17 protein-coding genes are annotated in these 16633 nt (G+C 39.0%); 13 read left to right on the plus strand and 4 right to left on the minus strand.

The genetic code is table 11. The features are described 5' to 3' along the window. Positions 1-4: 4 nt before the first annotated feature. The 10 genes from FAZ15_RS04070 (at position 5) to FAZ15_RS04115 (ending at position 9168) form a co-directional block, all read left to right on the plus strand. The gene (locus FAZ15_RS04070) at positions 5-616 is read left to right on the plus strand and encodes a TlpA family protein disulfide reductase (RefSeq protein WP_136900009.1); all 612 of its coding nucleotides are present in this window, start codon (positions 5-7) and stop codon (positions 614-616) included. 8 nt (positions 617-624) lie between these two features. Then, positions 625-1458 (plus strand): orotidine-5'-phosphate decarboxylase, encoded by an 834-nt coding sequence (gene pyrF, locus FAZ15_RS04075; RefSeq protein ID WP_136900010.1) that lies wholly within the window; start codon positions 625-627, stop codon positions 1456-1458. Positions 1459-1652: 194 nt separating this feature from the next. After that, the gene (locus tag FAZ15_RS04080; protein ID WP_136900116.1) at positions 1653-3758 is read left to right on the plus strand and encodes a HEPN domain-containing protein; all 2106 of its coding nucleotides are present in this window, start codon (positions 1653-1655) and stop codon (positions 3756-3758) included. A gap of 19 nt (positions 3759-3777) precedes the next feature. Beyond that, positions 3778-4545: a uroporphyrinogen-III C-methyltransferase gene (cobA, locus tag FAZ15_RS04085; protein ID WP_136900011.1), complete on the plus strand. Its 768-nt coding sequence runs from the start codon at positions 3778-3780 to the stop codon at positions 4543-4545. Next, positions 4546-5139 carry a precorrin-2 dehydrogenase/sirohydrochlorin ferrochelatase family protein gene (locus FAZ15_RS04090; RefSeq protein WP_136900012.1) on the plus strand — a complete coding sequence of 198 codons (594 nt, stop codon included), beginning with the start codon at positions 4546-4548 and terminating at the stop codon, positions 5137-5139. Next, a complete protein-coding gene (locus tag FAZ15_RS04095; protein WP_136900013.1) occupies positions 5123-5821 on the plus strand; it encodes a phosphoadenylyl-sulfate reductase in 699 nt (232 codons plus the stop codon). The genes FAZ15_RS04090 and FAZ15_RS04095 overlap by 17 nt, the downstream gene beginning before the upstream one ends. A gap of 19 nt (positions 5822-5840) precedes the next feature. Next, positions 5841-6731: a sulfate adenylyltransferase subunit CysD gene (cysD, locus tag FAZ15_RS04100; RefSeq protein WP_136900014.1), complete on the plus strand. Its 891-nt coding sequence runs from the start codon at positions 5841-5843 to the stop codon at positions 6729-6731. A gap of 138 nt (positions 6732-6869) precedes the next feature. Continuing rightward, on the plus strand, positions 6870-8114 hold the full coding sequence (locus tag FAZ15_RS04105; protein ID WP_136900015.1) for a sulfate adenylyltransferase subunit 1: 1245 nt from the start codon (positions 6870-6872) through the stop codon (positions 8112-8114). A gap of 291 nt (positions 8115-8405) precedes the next feature. Next, on the plus strand, positions 8406-8915 hold the full coding sequence (locus FAZ15_RS04110; protein ID WP_136900016.1) for a hypothetical protein: 510 nt from the start codon (positions 8406-8408) through the stop codon (positions 8913-8915). Between the two features lie 7 nt (positions 8916-8922). After that, positions 8923-9168, plus strand: a complete 246-nt coding sequence (locus FAZ15_RS04115) for a hypothetical protein (RefSeq protein ID WP_136900017.1) — start codon at positions 8923-8925, stop codon at positions 9166-9168. A 52-nt stretch (positions 9169-9220) separates the two neighbouring features. Here the strand turns inward: FAZ15_RS04115 and FAZ15_RS04120 are convergent, their stop codons facing one another. Further along, positions 9221-9712, minus strand: coding sequence for a YdeI/OmpD-associated family protein (locus FAZ15_RS04120; RefSeq protein ID WP_136900018.1), 492 nt, complete (start codon positions 9710-9712; stop codon positions 9221-9223). Between the two features lie 145 nt (positions 9713-9857). Between FAZ15_RS04120 and FAZ15_RS04125 the strand changes: the two genes are divergently transcribed. The 3 genes from FAZ15_RS04125 (at position 9858) to FAZ15_RS04135 (ending at position 12456) form a co-directional block, all read left to right on the plus strand. Continuing rightward, positions 9858-10775: a cation diffusion facilitator family transporter gene (locus tag FAZ15_RS04125; RefSeq protein WP_136900019.1), complete on the plus strand. Its 918-nt coding sequence runs from the start codon at positions 9858-9860 to the stop codon at positions 10773-10775. Between the two features lie 86 nt (positions 10776-10861). Continuing rightward, complete coding sequence (gene gdhA, locus FAZ15_RS04130; protein ID WP_136900020.1) at positions 10862-12196, plus strand: NADP-specific glutamate dehydrogenase; 1335 nt, start codon at positions 10862-10864, stop codon at positions 12194-12196. Positions 12197-12210: 14 nt separating this feature from the next. Next, the gene (locus FAZ15_RS04135; RefSeq protein WP_136900021.1) at positions 12211-12456 is read left to right on the plus strand and encodes a hypothetical protein; all 246 of its coding nucleotides are present in this window, start codon (positions 12211-12213) and stop codon (positions 12454-12456) included. Between the two features lie 186 nt (positions 12457-12642). Here the strand turns inward: FAZ15_RS04135 and FAZ15_RS04140 are convergent, their stop codons facing one another. The 3 genes from FAZ15_RS04140 to araA all read right to left on the minus strand — a co-directional run bounded on the left by FAZ15_RS04140 (position 12643) and on the right by araA (position 16622). Continuing rightward, positions 12643-13329, minus strand: a complete 687-nt coding sequence (locus FAZ15_RS04140; RefSeq protein ID WP_202912306.1) for an SIR2 family NAD-dependent protein deacylase — start codon at positions 13327-13329, stop codon at positions 12643-12645. 84 nt (positions 13330-13413) lie between these two features. Further along, the gene (locus FAZ15_RS04145) at positions 13414-15111 is read right to left on the minus strand and encodes a sodium:solute symporter family transporter (RefSeq protein WP_136900023.1); all 1698 of its coding nucleotides are present in this window, start codon (positions 15109-15111) and stop codon (positions 13414-13416) included. 20 nt (positions 15112-15131) lie between these two features. Beyond that, positions 15132-16622, minus strand: coding sequence for an L-arabinose isomerase (gene araA / locus FAZ15_RS04150; RefSeq protein ID WP_238387145.1), 1491 nt, complete (start codon positions 16620-16622; stop codon positions 15132-15134). Positions 16623-16633: the final 11 nt, after the last annotated feature.

Consider the following 16633-nt stretch of genomic DNA (forward strand, 5'->3'; position numbering starts at 1 on the left):
GCACATGACGAAGAAAAAAAAAATCAGTATTTTCATCTTTATTATACTAACTATAGTATGTGTCGTACTACTTTGGCCTAACAGTTGTCCGTTTATAAAACAGGGCTTAACCCGATTAGGCTTTTTCAAACCAGATGTAGAAACTTCTGTTGAAAAAACGGCACCTACAGTAACAGAAGAGCAAGTGTCGGAATATACGCCTGTTTCGGCATCTTTTATGGATAGTGATAATAAACCTATCAATACAGCAGATCTCAAAGGCAAGGTAGTATTCATCAATTTTTGGGCAACATGGTGTCCACCATGCCGTGCAGAGATGCCATCTATCGAGAAACTCTATAAAAAGTTCGAAAACAATGACCAAATTGTATTCTTAATTGTCGAAATAGAAAATGATGTGGACGGAACTAAAAAATTTCTGTCTGAACAAAAATTGTCTTTACCTATTTTCTATCCAAATAGTGAAATCCCTTCTGCATGGCTAGGAGGTTCAATTCCAACCACTGTCATTCTTGATAAAACAGGTAAAATAGCCGTGCGTAAAGAGGGAATGTACGACTATTCGACTAAAGAGGTAGAAGAATTTATTGCGAATTTAATCAACAACGCTTCATAATTACTGGAATGACAAGAACTGAGCTGATTCAACAGATCAAACAGAAGAAAAGTTTTCTATGTGTCGGTCTTGATACCGATATAAACAGAATCCCTCAACACCTCTTAGCAGAAGAAGATCCCATCTATGCTTTTAACAAGGCTATAATAGAAGCTACGGAAGATCTTTGTGTAGCCTATAAACCCAATATCGCTTTTTACGAAAGCTATGGGGTAAAAGGATGGAATTCCCTACAAAAGACCTGGGAAGTACTTCCGAAGAACTGCTTAAGTATTGCTGATGCAAAACGTGGCGATATTGGTAATACTTCCAAGATGTATGCTAATGCGTTTTTTGATCAATCCATATCTGGAATGAGCTTTGATTCGATTACTATTGCACCTTACATGGGAAAAGATTCGGTCACACCGTTCTTAGACTTTGAAGGTAAATGGGCGATTGTACTTGCACTCACATCGAATGAAGGGAGTCTGGATTTTCAAAACTTTACCAATTCAAACGGAAAGCAGCTTTTTGAGGAGGTTATTGACAAGGTGAATAGTTGGGGCAGCAAAGATAATCTGATGTATGTGGTTGGAGCGACTCGTGGAGAAGGATTTATTAAAATAAGGGAACACGCACCAGATCATTTTTTATTGGTGCCGGGCGTCGGAGCACAGGGAGGATCCCTTCAAGATGTTTGTCAATACGGAATGAATAAAGACTGTGGCCTATTAGTTAACAGTACGAGAGGCATCATATACGCTTCCAACGGTACAGACTTTGCAGAAAAGGCTAGGGAAGAAGCGATAAAATTGCAACAGGAAATGGAAATCGAATTGGAAAGGGCGGCGATAATTTAAATGGACACATTTTAACTGTACTGAGCACATCGTACAAACGGTTAAGTAGGTTGCAATTAAAAAATATATACTAAATCAATAGATTTTGTGTAACTAATAGATATTTATTTTATAAATTTGCAGAATCATTGTTGATAATGTTTTATCTACAAGCGATATTTGTTACAACTTTTATAATTAGGGAGAAGAAGAATATGCAGAGCTTTCGTACAGAACTAGAAAATCCGGTAGTAGAGCAGGAAATAATAGAATTAGAAAAAAAGATTAGGGCGTACCAAGAGGGTACTATTACCGATGAAAAGTTTCGCTCCTTGCGTTTGGCTAGAGGGGTATATGGTCAGCGCCAGCCAGGAGTTCAGATGGTGCGCATCAAACTTCCTTTTGGAAAGATTACCTTCAAGCAACTATTTAAAATATCGGATATTTCCGATGAATACGCTAGTAAGAACCTCCATCTTACGACACGTCAAGATATACAGATACATTATGTAAGTTTGGATCGTACACCTGAGTTATGGGCTAGACTTGCCGAAGATGATATCACACTTCGTGAAGCTTGTGGTAATACAGTTCGTAATGTTACTGCGTCTCCGACAGCGGGCATTGATCCGAATGAGCCATTCGACGTATCACCTTATGCGCAAAAAACCTTTGAGTATTTCTTAAGAAATCCAATTTGTGCAGATATGGGACGGAAATTCAAGATTTCTTTCTCATCCAGCGAGCAGGACACTGCTTTCTCTTATATCCACGACTTTGGCTTTATTCCAAAGATAAAGCATGTTGACGGACAGGAAGTAAGAGGCTTTAAGGTGATGATAGGTGGCGGCCTTGGTTCTCAACCCATACTCGCATCCGAAGTCTATGACTTTTTGCCAGAGGATCAAATTATACCTTATATGGAGGCAACATTACGTGTTTTCGATCGGTATGGTGAAAGAAACAACCGAAATAAGGCTCGTTTCAAATACTTGGTGCAAAAATTAGGATTAAGTGAGGTTCTCCGTCTTATTGATGAAGAAAGGATCGCCAACAAAAATCAAATTGTGGAGATCGATCGCACTAAAATCCAACAACCGGCACCGCCTACTACGCCTGTTAGCGAAGTAGCTCCTGTAGATGCCTTGGCATATGAAATATGGAGAACGACAAATGTATTCGAACAGAAACAACACGGATATTATGGAGTTTATATCAAAATACTAACAGGTGATATTCCTACTGCTAAAGCGCGCATCCTGATCAATGCAGTCCGTGATCACATTGCTGATGATATCCGTATCACACAAGATCAGAACTTATTGTTTAAATACGTACGGGCAGAATCTTTACCGCATATTTTCAATGTGCTTACCGAATTGGGCTATGCTAAACCTGGATATAATAGCACGTCAGATGTGACCACCTGCCCAGGTACAGATACCTGTAACTTAGGCATTTCAAATTCGACTGAAATGGCACGTGTAATAGAAAAATATATCCACGAATTTCATTCCGAATTTGTATACGAACAAGATCTTAAAATAAAGATATCAGGATGCATGAATTCTTGTGGCCAACACGGACTGGCACACATTGGATTTCATGGCAGCTCTGTAAAAGCAGAAGGAAAAGTAGTGCCAGCAGCTCAAGTTATGTTAGGTGGAGGTACAGTTGGAGATGGAAAAGGGCGTGTGGCAGAGCGTGTTACCAAAGTACCTACTAAACGTGTTTTGCAAGTTGTCGACGTAGTATTAACAGACTATAAGGCAAATCGTCTGGAAGCCGAAAACTTCCACGCATATTACGATAGACAAACAAAAGATTATTTTTATCGTCTATTGAAACCATTAGCCGATTTAACCAATCTTACTTCCGATGAGTTCATAGATTGGGGGCACGAAGAAACTTTTGCAACCGCTATAGGTGTAGGAGAATGTGCGGGTGTCGTCATCGATTTAGTCGCAACTTTACTTTCTGAAGTAGAAGAAAAGATCGAATGGTCCAAAAAGGCATTAAGCGATGCATTGTATGCCGACGCGATCTATCATGCATATAGTGCATTTGTCTGGACTGCAAAAGCTCTACTATTAGACAAAGGCGTGAACGCCAGTACGCAGGCAGCTGTCATTGCCGAATTTGACAAACACTATGTACAAGAAGGACTATTTACGTTCCCCACTACATTTACAGAACGCGTATTACAGATCAACAAATATGAACCTTCCAAAGAATTTGCTGAAGCATTTCTGCTACAGGCAACTGCATTTTATTTAGAAGGAGCAGAGAGAAGAGATGAACTACGCTTGATAAATCAATAAAAAAGAAGGGAGAGAAGAGATGTTAGAGATTAAACCATTTGTAACGTTAGTAGGTGCAGGGCCTGGTGATGCAGATTTGATTACCCTAAAAGGCATCAAAGCAATCAAAGCTGCAAATGTTATATTATACGATGCACTAGTAAATGCGGAGCTATTGGATTATGCCAAACCCTCTTGCACAAAAATATATGTTGGAAAACGTGCGGAACGACTATCTACATCGCAAGATCAAATCAATAAATTATTGGTTGACTATGCTTTGACACATGGACACGTTGTACGACTGAAAGGAGGTGATCCCTTTGTTTTCGGGCGGGGAGGTGAAGAATTAGAATTTGTCCACCAGTACGGTATCCCGACTGCTGTGATTCCGGGTATTTCGTCATCTATCGGTTTAACGGGGTTGCAACAAATCCCGTTGACCCATCGAGGCGTTAGTGAAAGTTTTTGGGTGATTACTGGTTCTACTTCAGATGGGCGACTGTCGGATGATCTGTACACTGCAGTGAGAACGGCTGCGACTATCGTAGTCCTAATGGGGTTCTCCAAATTAAAACAAATAGTTGCCCTTTATCAAGAAAATGGTCGCGGTGACTTACCAATAGCACTTATCCAAAACGGGTCGTTGGTTAATGAACGGATTGCATTAGGAACAATAAATACAATATTAGAAGAAGCAGATAAAAATCTTCTAGGCGTCCCAGCCATCATTGTGCTAGGAGAGGTTGTTGCAAAACATCAACGATTTGAAGCGATTAAATCTGAATTACAAGATATCGAAGCGTAAATGAACGAGCTTTTCCCGATATATGTTAAGTTGGATCAAATCCAGACCTTGGTGGTTGGTGCTGGCCCAGTAGGTTTAGAAAAATTGGAAGCCTTAATTGGCAATTCCCCGAAAGCTAATATACACGTGGTGGCAAAAGAGATCATACCGGAATTTGAGAGATTCATTGCAGATAAAACAAATGTTCGATTAAGTCAGCGTGCATTCGAACTACGCGATATGGAACGGGTAGACCTAATTATTCTGGCAACAAATAATCCAGAATTTAACAATCAAGTCCGCGAATTGGCTTCTCAAAATCATATTTTATTGAATGTAGCAGATAAACCCAGTCTTTGTGATTTTTATTTAGGATCAGTTGTACAAAAAGGAAATTTAAAAATTGGTATTTCTACTAATGGAAAATCACCAACCATTGCCAAACGTTTAAAAGAATTTCTAAATGATTTATTACCGGAAGAGATCGATCAAACATTGGACTTAATGCAGACCATGCGGAATTCGCTCAAAGGTGATTTTCAGGAAAAAATAAAAGTGCTCAATGCACATACTAAAGATTTATTAACTAATACATCTAATGATAGCGCAAATTAAGAACGAGACCGAAGAGCTGAACGCCATGGATGTCATTCGCTACGTGGACCAAAAGTTTAAAAATGAAGTCGTATTTTCAACTTCTTTTGGGATTGAGGACCAAGTGATTACCCATATGCTTGCAGAAGCCGGGTCTCCAGCTTCTATATTTACACTGGAAACAGGTCGTCTATTTCCAGAAACATATTATGTTTGGAATCGTACTTTGGAGAAATACAAACTCCCCATAAAAGCATATTACCCCAACACTCAAGCGGTTGAATCGCTGGTGAGTCTAAAAGGTCCTTCCAGTTTTTATGAATCCGTAGAAAATAGAAAGGAGTGCTGCTTCATCCGTAAAATTGAACCTTTACAGCGCGCTATCCAAGGTTATAAGGTCTGGATCACCGGCATTCGGGCGGAACAATCGGCAAACCGCGAAGATATGGATATCGTTGAATGGGATGAAGCCAATCAGATTATTAAGATTCACCCGATTTTTCATTGGACACTGGCCGATGTGGAATCCTTTTTGAAAGCCAACTTTATCCCTTACAATCCATTACATGATAAGGGATTCCCAAGTATAGGTTGCCAACCGTGTACACGTGCAGTGCAAAAAGGTGAAGATTTCCGTGCAGGAAGATGGTGGTGGGAAGATAAAAGTAAAAAAGAGTGTGGTTTACACGTAACGACAAAATAAAGAAAAGACAAGAGAGAGAATGGATTATTTAGATCATTTAGAGGCTGAAGCAATTTACATATTACGTGAGGTTGCTGGACAATTTGAAAACCCGGCATTGTTGTTTTCTGGAGGTAAGGATTCTATCACGTTGGTGCATTTGGCCAAAAAGGCCTTTAGACCGGGTAAATTTCCGTTTCCTTTAGTGCATATCGATACCGGACATAATTTTCCGGAAACCATTGAATACCGTGATTGGCTAATTGAACAGACAGGAGAGAAGCTCATTGTCGGATTGGTACAAGACAGTATAGATCAAGGTAAGGCAGTCGAACAAACAGGTAAAAATGCGAGTCGTAATGCATTACAAACAGTTACCCTTCTAGACACCATTGAAAAATATGGTTTTGATGCCTGTATAGGCGGAGCGCGTCGAGACGAAGAAAAAGCTCGGGCAAAGGAACGTATTTTCTCGGTACGCGATGAGTTTGGTCAATGGGACCCCAAAAGACAACGTCCAGAACTGTGGAACATCTTTAACGGTAAGATCCACAAGGGAGAAAATGTACGTGTATTTCCTATTTCAAACTGGACCGAACTGGATGTATGGAATTATATCAAACGTGAAAAAATTGATCTTCCTTCAATCTACTTCAGTCATGAACGTGATGTTGTATTCCGCAATGGGCAATGGATGGCTGCCGCCGCCGCACTACAGATTGACGAGGAAGATATAGTAGAACATAAATCAGTGCGTTTTAGAACAGTAGGAGATATGACTTGCACTGCAGCTGTAGATTCAATAGCAATTGAATTGGATGATATCATAGCCGAAATAAAAGCCTCTACCGTGAGCGAACGCGGAGCACGCATGGATGATAAAGTTTCTGAAGCAGCGATGGAGGAACGTAAAAAACAGGGTTATTTTTAAAATAGATATGAGACATTAGATATCAGATGTTAGACCTTAGATTTTTCAGTCCATATAGTAAAATATAAAAACAGATTGAGAAAGTAGTATTGGGCAAAGTTTCTCAAATCTCAAATCTCAAATCTCAAATCTCACAAAATGAATATACTAAAATTTATAACAGCAGGATCGGTCGACGATGGTAAAAGCACATTGATAGGCCGCTTGCTGTACGATACGAATTCTATTTTAGACGATCAATTAGAAGCTATCCAAAAAGCCAATCGCAAAAATAATGATGGAACAGTAGATTTAGCCATACTAACAGACGGTCTAAAAGCAGAACGTGAACAAGGAATTACAATTGATGTAGCGTATAAGTATTTTCAAACTGAAAAGCGCAAATTCATCATTGCAGATGCGCCCGGACATATACAGTATACACGTAATATGGTGACAGGTGCTTCCAATTCTGATTTGATTATCATATTAGTTGATGCACGCAAAGGAGTGATCGAACAAACCAAACGTCATTCGTTCTTATCTAAACTACTGTCCCTTAAAAAGGTATTGGTATGTATCAATAAGATGGATATGGTAGATTTTGAGCAAGCTGTGTATGAAAATATCAAAGCCGACTATTTGAAACTGGCTGAAAATCTAAATCTAGAAGATGTCGATTTTATACCCGTATCAGCTTTAAAAGGCGATAATATTGTTACTGCTTCAGATAGAATGCCTTGGTATGAGGGTACCTCTCTTTTAGAATATCTCGAAAATATTGAATTTCCGGAAGATAAATCACAGGCGTGGCGTTTTCCGGTACAATGGGTAATACGTCCGCAAACAGACGATTTACACGACTATAGAGGATATGCAGGCCGCGTGTTAGGGGAAGGGTTAAAAGTAGGAGAAGAGGCATTGGTACTACCAAGTGGTGTACGGACTACTGTCAAAGCAATCGAATTTAACCAGGAGCACATCGATTCAGCCGAAAGCGGAAAATCCGTTATTATTCATTTGGCAGATGATATCGATATTTCGCGTGGAGATTTTATTGTGAACGCAGCACATCCAGCATTAACTGAGCGTAATTTTGAAGCAAATATTTCGTGGTTTGACAACAAGCCACTGGATACCAATCAGGTATATTTGCTGCAAAATCATACACATATCACAAAAATTAAAATTCAAGAAGTATTGTTTAAATACGATGTCAACACCCAAGAGCAATTATTTGACTCGGAAATTAAGTTAAATGATATTGGTAAGGTTTTCGTAAAAGCAGCTAACGAAGTGGTTTTCGATTTGCATAAAGAGCACGCTGAAAATTCGCGAGCCATTATCATTGATCCACGTACAAATATCACAGTCGGTGCATTAATGATAGAAGATGTAGCATAAAGGCTTATCGAATATAAGACACAAAAAGAGATTCTTTGTAGAATCTCTTTTTGTGTCTATAGGGGATTTGTGTGTCACAGAATTTTATTTAACATAATATAAATTATAAGACTAAAATAGGAACGCCAAAATGAACGTTCTGGGCGTTTACTGAAACGTTAACATGAATTCGTACTGAAATACGAATTCTTTACATATAAAAATGTAAAATCTTATTTAACATAACTATTGGTACGGTTTATTTTTCAAAAAAAATCGTATCTTCCGGTATCATAAATTATCGCTTAAAAAATGCCACAGAAAAATATCTTCAATTTATGGAAAGAAACCATATCGGCTAAACCCATATCAAAAGATACGTTCAAAAGCATGCATCTTGCGATATTGCATCAAGCTTTACAACAAAAGCAAACCGAACAACTTTTTCTCATTCAATTTGACATACAAGATTTTGTTCTTTACGAATCAAAAGGACATCTACAATCCATCACAAGCCTCTCTTTACCTACAAAAGACATGGAAATCCTGTGGCTTGGTTTTCAATTTCATGGAAAATCAACATTCTCCAGCGGAAAAGTCACTGGACCTGATACTTTATTTTCGTTTATATCAACAACCGATAATCAATGTCTGACGCTTCCTTCCGAAAAACATTGGGCGCTATTTTTGGGCATATCCGGAGCGTCCAAACAGCAATTATTGACCGAATTCCCCTTGTTGCGAGCCCAATATGAACAACAGCAAACTAACATTTTAAAATCTGTCCCCCTATCCTATTCAGATAGACAGAGTACAGCATGAACAGTGGATGAACGAAGTTGCTTTTCCGCAGTTTGACAAAATATTTGGCAATTATCAAGTCTGTTCGCTGGACATGGTATCCTTTGATAGCGATCTAGAGGATTTTAAAGGAGCATTGCATTTCGTAAAACAGCAGGAAGGAAAATACGTTGAAGCCATGAACGAGCTCATAGAAAGATATTCAGATTTGAATGAGGAAATAGGCAATTTATTTGAACAGGTAGAGATATTTGATGACAAACCACTTCCCTAGTTCTTCTTTTGCCAGTATCTCTTATATTTGTCAAAAACGAGCATAGGAGATATTATTTTTGGTGTATTGGGTCTCTTCCAACGAACCTCCCTTTGCCTAATAAAAAGTTTATGGCCCGTACAATATTACGGTCTATACTCTCTTCCGTTTTAAGAAATGTAAAATAACGAACAATCTCTTTTTGGAGTGATGGACTTAATTTTTCAAATGCATGCTGTGCTTCTTGGTTGTTAGACAAAGCTTCTATCCATTTGGGATGAGCGACAACGCTACGGTCAGAAGTGTCGTAGTCTATTGTCATCGTGACGCGCTCGCCTATTCTTTTCGGAGAATTTTTGAGCATTGATGTATTTATATATAATCGCCAATCCCCATCGTAACGTACGAGTGTCTGCTGATATGGAACACCATTGATCATGCCGCATATCGGCAATTGACCTTTGTCTTTTTCAGCTTTTTCAAAAATATAGTATAGAATTTCTTCTGGCACATACACAAATGGATTAATGCCAATAATTTCCAGAGTAGCTTCAAATTGTTTCATACGCAGTTGCTATTGTAGTTCTATTACAAATATAAGACTGTAAACTACAAGACCCGGATGGAATGCTGTATTTACAAAATTAAACCTTATCTATATCCTTAAGTTACATCATTTTCCTTACTTTTGATCTTAATCCAAACGCGAAATGTCATCAAAAGCAGATAACGCAATTAAAACGACTTACTTTAGTATTTTAGTGAATCTGCTTTTAGCGATTGTAAAATGGCTTGCGGGTTTTTTTGGGAATTCTTTTGCTTTAATTGCTGATGCCATAGAATCAACCGCAGATATTTTTTCATCTATGCTCGTATTATTGGGTATAAGGTATTCTAAACGACCCCCAGATGAGACACATCCCTATGGACATGGCCGGATCGAACCACTAGTTACCTTCATAGTGGTTATCTTTCTGGTTATATCTGCTACCGTTATCGCATACCAAAGCATAATCAATTTAAGAACCCCCCACGAACCACCAAAAGCCTGGACCTTGATTGTTTTAGGGATTATTATTATCTGGAAAGAAACAACCTATCAAATTATTGCACGCAAGGGAAAGGAGTTAAATAGTTCAACGCTGAAGGCCGAAGCCTGGCATCATCGTGCAGACGCAATTACTTCTGTTGCCGCTTTTATTGGTATCTCTATAGCCTTATTTCTCGGAGATGGATATGAACACGCCGATGATTGGGCCGCTTTGCTTGCTTCTGCCCTAATTTTATACAACTGTTATAAAATATTTAGACCCGCGTTAGGCGAAATAATGGATGAAAATCTACACAAAGATATTGTCGATGACGTTCGGAAAAAATCGCTTGACGTAGCTGGTGTAATGGCGACAGATAAATGTTTTGTGCGGAAAATCGGAATGGAATATCTGGTGGATTTGCAAGCGGTCGTTTCGCCAGATATAAGCGTAAAGGAAGGCCATGACATTGCCCATGCCTTAAAAGATTACTTAATGCAGAATCTTCCAGATATTGGCAACGTATTCGTTCATATCGAACCTTTTAGTGATCAGTCCCCTCCTGGTTGTCTTAAACGTTTAGCAGACTACCAATAACAACGAATTAACTGTTCACCAAACGTTAGTTTATAAAATGAATTTTTAGTAAATTCGCCTGTATTTTAATAAAAATTCCTTAAAAAATGTCGCTAACCCTTAAAAGTTTTATCAAGCACGTAGAAGAACGTAATCCCTATGAGCCCGAGTTTTTACAAGCTGTAACAGAGGTAACGGAAGATTTGATACCCTATGTTAATACAGATCATCCCGAGTTAATAGATTTAAAAATTTTAGAACGTATTGTTGAACCAGAACGAGTGATTTCGTTTCGGGTAAACTGGTTGGACGATAACAATCAGATTCAAATTAATAGAGGATATCGTGTCCAAATGAATAGTGCTATTGGCCCTTATAAAGGAGGTTTGCGATTTGCACCAAACGTTAATCTGAGTATCTTAAAATTTTTGGCTTTCGAGCAAGTTTTTAAAAATAGTTTAACGGGTCTACCTATCGGCGGTGGTAAAGGCGGTTCTGATTTTGATCCAAAAGGTAAGTCTGATCACGAAATCATGCGCTTTTGCCAATCTTTTATGACAGAGTTATACCGTCATATTGGAGCTGATACCGATGTTCCTGCTGGGGATATTGGTGTAGGCGGACGTGAAATAGGATATTTGTTCGGTCAATACAAACGTCTTCAGAATAATTTTACAGGCGTATTGACAGGTAAAGGCATCAATTGGGGTGGTTCCTATATTCGGCCAGAGGCGACAGGATACGGTCTCTTATACTTTGTGGAATGTATGCTAGTTCACAGAGAAGAAAGTATAATTGGTAAATTGGTAGCAATTTCTGGAGCAGGTAATGTCGCATATTATGCCGCTGAAAAAGCAATTCAGCTTGGTGCCAAAGTCATTACGCTATCAAATAGTACAGGCACTATTTATGACACAGAAGGTTTCACAATTGAAAAACTTAATTATATCAGTATACTGGGAAGAGATTTGGCGAAGTTTGCAAAAAAATATAAATCAGCTTCTTTCTATCCCAAAGAAACCCCTTGGCAATTTAAATGTGATATCGCATTACCATGCGCTACACAAAACGAATTGAATGATAACGATGCGTCAAGATTGATAAAAAACGGCTGTAAAATAGTAGCTGAAGGTGCGAATATGCCTTCTACTACTGGTGCCATCAAAGCTTTTCATAAAGCTAAAATTCTCTTTGGTCCGGGAAAAGCGGCTAACGCCGGCGGCGTCGCTGTATCAGGATTGGAAATGTCTCAAAACTCGATAGGCCTTCAGTGGCATACAGAAAAGGTGGATGGTCGATTAAAAACGATTATGCAAAATATCCATAAGACATGTGTTCGATATGGTAACGAAGAGAATGGTTATATCAATTACTTAAAAGGCGCTAATATCGGAGGCTTCATTAAGGTTGCGGAAGCAATGAAGTCACAAGGTGTTGTCTAAAAAAAAATAAACATATGCGTATACTTGCCGAACTTCCTCACCCCGACTGCAAAATATCAATCTTCGGGATGAATCAAAAATTTATTATCAAATTCGAACAGGGCATTCTCGAACAATCGTATAAATTAGCAGAAACAGATGTGATCGGAGGCGTAAATGGAGTATTCGAATTTTTGGATGAAACTTTTATAGACCAGGTGTTGGAGAATTTTTCGGCTATGCGAACGCATTTCATTGAAGCATATAACCGATATGAATAAATAATTCACTCAAAACTCATAAACGACTTATAACTAGTTTATTATTTTTAAAATTCATGTATAACCAAATTTAATTTGGTTATACCTCTTTTATAAAAAAAGCATCTTTAAAAGCGCTTATATTTGCCATTGACATAAATGGCACAGACAATTGAACTTCAAATATTTATATATAATAACCAAATTTTATTTGGTCAGTTTTTTTACCAAATCCGGCACGCCTATCGAAGCATTAACTTTAATAACGCGCGTATTAGAAGGGACCTTAAAGTTATCTGCATTTGGATCGATTACTATGATTTCGCAATTCTCACTTGTCTCGTATACCAGATTCGCTGCGGGATAAACCTGGAGTGAGGTGCCCACTACGATAAAGATAACTGCCTCTGAAACAAGCCTGATAGCAGGCTCAATATTAGGAACGGCTTCACCAAACCAAACGACATGCGGACGAAGTTGTGTACCAAGCTCACAAAGCTGCCCCATTTCTAGGCTATCGCCAGTAATAGGATAAACGAGTTTTGGATTTTTTGAAGACTGAGACTTCATGATCTCGCCATGCAAATGCAGTACTTTCCTACTACCTGCCCTTTCATGTAGGTCGTCGATATTCTTCGTAATGACTACTACGTCATATTTATCTTCTAAGGCCACTAGAGCTTTATGTGCATCATTCGGAAGTGCCTTCCGGCAAGCAGATCTTCTTAAGTTATAAAAGCGCTGCACGAGCGCTGGATCACGATTCCAAGCTTCTGGAGTAGCTACTTCTTCCAGATTATATCCTTCCCACAGTCCATCTTGACCACGAAACGTCTGTAAACCACTTTCAGCGGAAATTCCGGCTCCCGTAAAAACAACTACTTTCTTTTTCATTAGCATACTTTAACTAAACTTTTACGAATAAAAAACGGGTAGCATTTTATATGCTACCCGTTAAAAATATCAATATTTCTTCAATTACCAGAACTTTACGTAAAGCGCACCGATAATGAGAATTGTCAATACAATCATGACCATAACAGATGGCTCGACTCTGAACATCTTAGTATCGATCACAAATGCTTTAGGATTTATCTTCGGTCCGGCTAAACTTACAATTACCATCGTAAGCACTGTAAACGCGAAAGCTAAGCCCATACAGATTTGAAACGGTATTTCATATCCACCTTTGGAATTTGGATAAGCTGTATATAGTAATGTATCATTACCAAACAGGGCCGGCGCATAGTTGTTAAACAAAACAGAGAGTAAGAATCCCATAATCAAGCCTGTAATTGCTGCAGCTCCGGTTGTCCTTTTCCAGAACATACCGAGCAAGAACATTGCCAGTACACCTGGACTGATGAATCCTGTATATTTTTGGATAAACGTAAAGCCTCCCTCACCGCCGATACCCAACAGATCATCCCAAGTAAATATTACGGAAACGGCAATGGAAACAATGACGGTTGCCTTTCCTATGTTTACTAACTTTCTATCGGATGCTTCTCTGTTCATGTATTTCTTGTAGATGTCCATAGTAAAAATAGTAGCAATACTATTTGCTTTTCCCGCTAAGGAGGCAACAATAGCTGCTGTTAAGGCCGCTAGTGACAATCCCTTGATACCATCCGGCAGAAAACCTAGAATCGCTGCGTAAGCATTATCTGCACGAAAAACACCATTAGGCGCCATTTCTTCCTGCAATGCGCCATTTTTGTACAATACATACGCTGCAATACCCGGCAACATCACAATCACAGGCATGAATAGCTTTAAGAAACCTGCAAATAAAATACCTGTACGCGCCGTTTTAAGGTTTGCGCCTAAGGCTCTTTGCGTAATGTACTGGTTACATCCCCAATAATTGAGGTTAACGATCCAAATACCCGCCAAATACATCCCAATACCCGGAAGCATTAAATACTTGTTAATCTCCTCCTGTGTGGAATTTTCAGTTGGCTTATCAATAATTAGCTTAAAATGTTCGGGTGAATCTTTCATTAACTGCGTAAAACCGGCCAAGACATCATTCCCTAAACCGAAATGCTGACTTACAAGTTGTAACGCAATGTAAGTCGTAGCTACGCCACCAATAATAAGCACCACCACTTGGATTACATCAGTAAAACCGATTACACGCATTCCACCTAATGTAATGACAATTGCAAAAATTGAAATAAGAATAATTATTAAATGAAAACTACCTCCACCAGCTAGGTTATCGATTGCAATTGCACCTAAATAAAGGATGGAGGTTAAGTTGACAAAAATGTATAGGAATAACCAAAATATAGACATAATAAGGCTTGTCGTCTCATTATATCGTCTATTGAGGAACTGGGGCATAGTGAATATCTTATTTTTAAGATAAACCGGAATAAACCATACCGCTACAATAATTAACGCTATGGCCGCTATCCATTCATAAGCCGCTACAGCGATCCCCACCTCAAAGCCATTACCGCTCATCCCGATGAATTGTTCTGCGGAAATGTTAGAAGCAATGAGAGACGCTCCTATCGCCCACCACGTCAAAGAACCCTCGGCCAGAAAATAATCCTGACTGGTTTGATCCTTACTGGTCTTTTTTCTGTAAATCCAATACCCATAGCCCGCTACTACGAAGAAATAGATAAAGAAAATTACATAATCAATTAATGCAAATTTTTCCATTAGGTTTATAAATTACTTAGTTATTTGATCGTTTTATAATACACCTCACTCCATTTTAGTTCATTTTCAAAATTGGCAAGTGATGTATTCGCATCAATCTTCACCAATTCAATATCCGCCATTCTCGAAAAGTCTTCAAAATATTCCATCGTCAAGTTTTGGCTGAAAACGGTATGATGAGCTCCCCCGGCATAAATCCAAGCCGTACAAGCTGTTTTCATATCCGGAAGAGGCTTCCATAAAACGCGAGCTACCGGTAATTTGGGTAAGTCTTCCTTTACCTCAACGGCGTCAACCGTATTTACAACTAATCTAAATCTATTACCCATATCGATCAAAGACGCATTTAAGGCGGGGCCAGCGCTAGCATTGAATACCAGACGGGCTGGATCAGCTTTCCCTCCGATTCCTAAAGGGTGTACCTCTAACCGTGGCTTCTCTAATGATAGAGATGGATCCACTTCTAACATATGCGATCCCAAAACCATGGAATTATTCGGGTCAAAGTGATAGGTATAATCTTCCATAAATGCGTTGCCACCTTCAAAGCCTTCCGCCATTACTTTACAGGCACGTACTAAAGCTGGAGTTTTCCAATCACCCTCCCCTGCAAAACCGTACCCCTTTTCCATCAATCGCTGTACAGGAAGACCTGGCAATTGTATCAAGCCATGCAAATCTTCAAATGTGTCTGTAAACCCTTTATAACCACCTGATTCTAAAAACTTAGTGAGCCCCAATTCAATTTTTGCTGCATCAAGAATATTTTGTCTATTAACTCCACCCTCTTTTACATTCTCTGCTAAAATATAAGTCGCTTCATAGGCTGCCACGAGCGCCGCAACCTCTTGATCGGTCACATCATTAATCACTTTTACTAAATCACCAACGGCATAGGTGTTTACAGAGAAACCAAATTTACTTTCCGCTTCCACTTTATCTCCATCGGTAACGGCGACGTACCGCATATTATCACCAAAACGCACGAATTTTGCACCTTGCCAGTCATGCCAAGCGGCCGCGGCTCTCGCCCAGACATTGATTTTATTAGACACCTCCTCATCCTGCCAATGTCCGGTAACCACTTTTCGGTTAATGCGGAGGCGGGAGACGATAAAGCCAAACTCACGGTCACCATGCGCGGATTGATTAAGATTCATAAAATCCATGTCCATAGTAGACCACGGAATATCCCTATTGTACTGCGTATGTAAATGCAACAATGGTTTATTTAAGATATTTAACCCCCGGATCCACATCTTAGCCGGAGAAAATGTATGCATCCAAGTGATGATACCAATACAATTTTTATCTGTATTTGCAGCAAGAATCGTATCGTAAATTTCTTCTGTATTTTTTACGATAGGTTTATAGATTACTTGAACAGGTATGATCTGTGAATCGTTAAAATAATTTGCAACTTCTTCCGCATGCTTTGCAACTTGTGCCAAAGTTTCCGGTCCATATAAGTCCTGGCTACCTGTGATAAACCAAACTTGTAATTTATTCATTTCTGTCATTT

This window comes from Sphingobacterium olei, from assembly GCF_005048855.1.
GTDB classification, from domain to species: Bacteria; Bacteroidota; Bacteroidia; order Sphingobacteriales; family Sphingobacteriaceae; genus Sphingobacterium; species Sphingobacterium olei.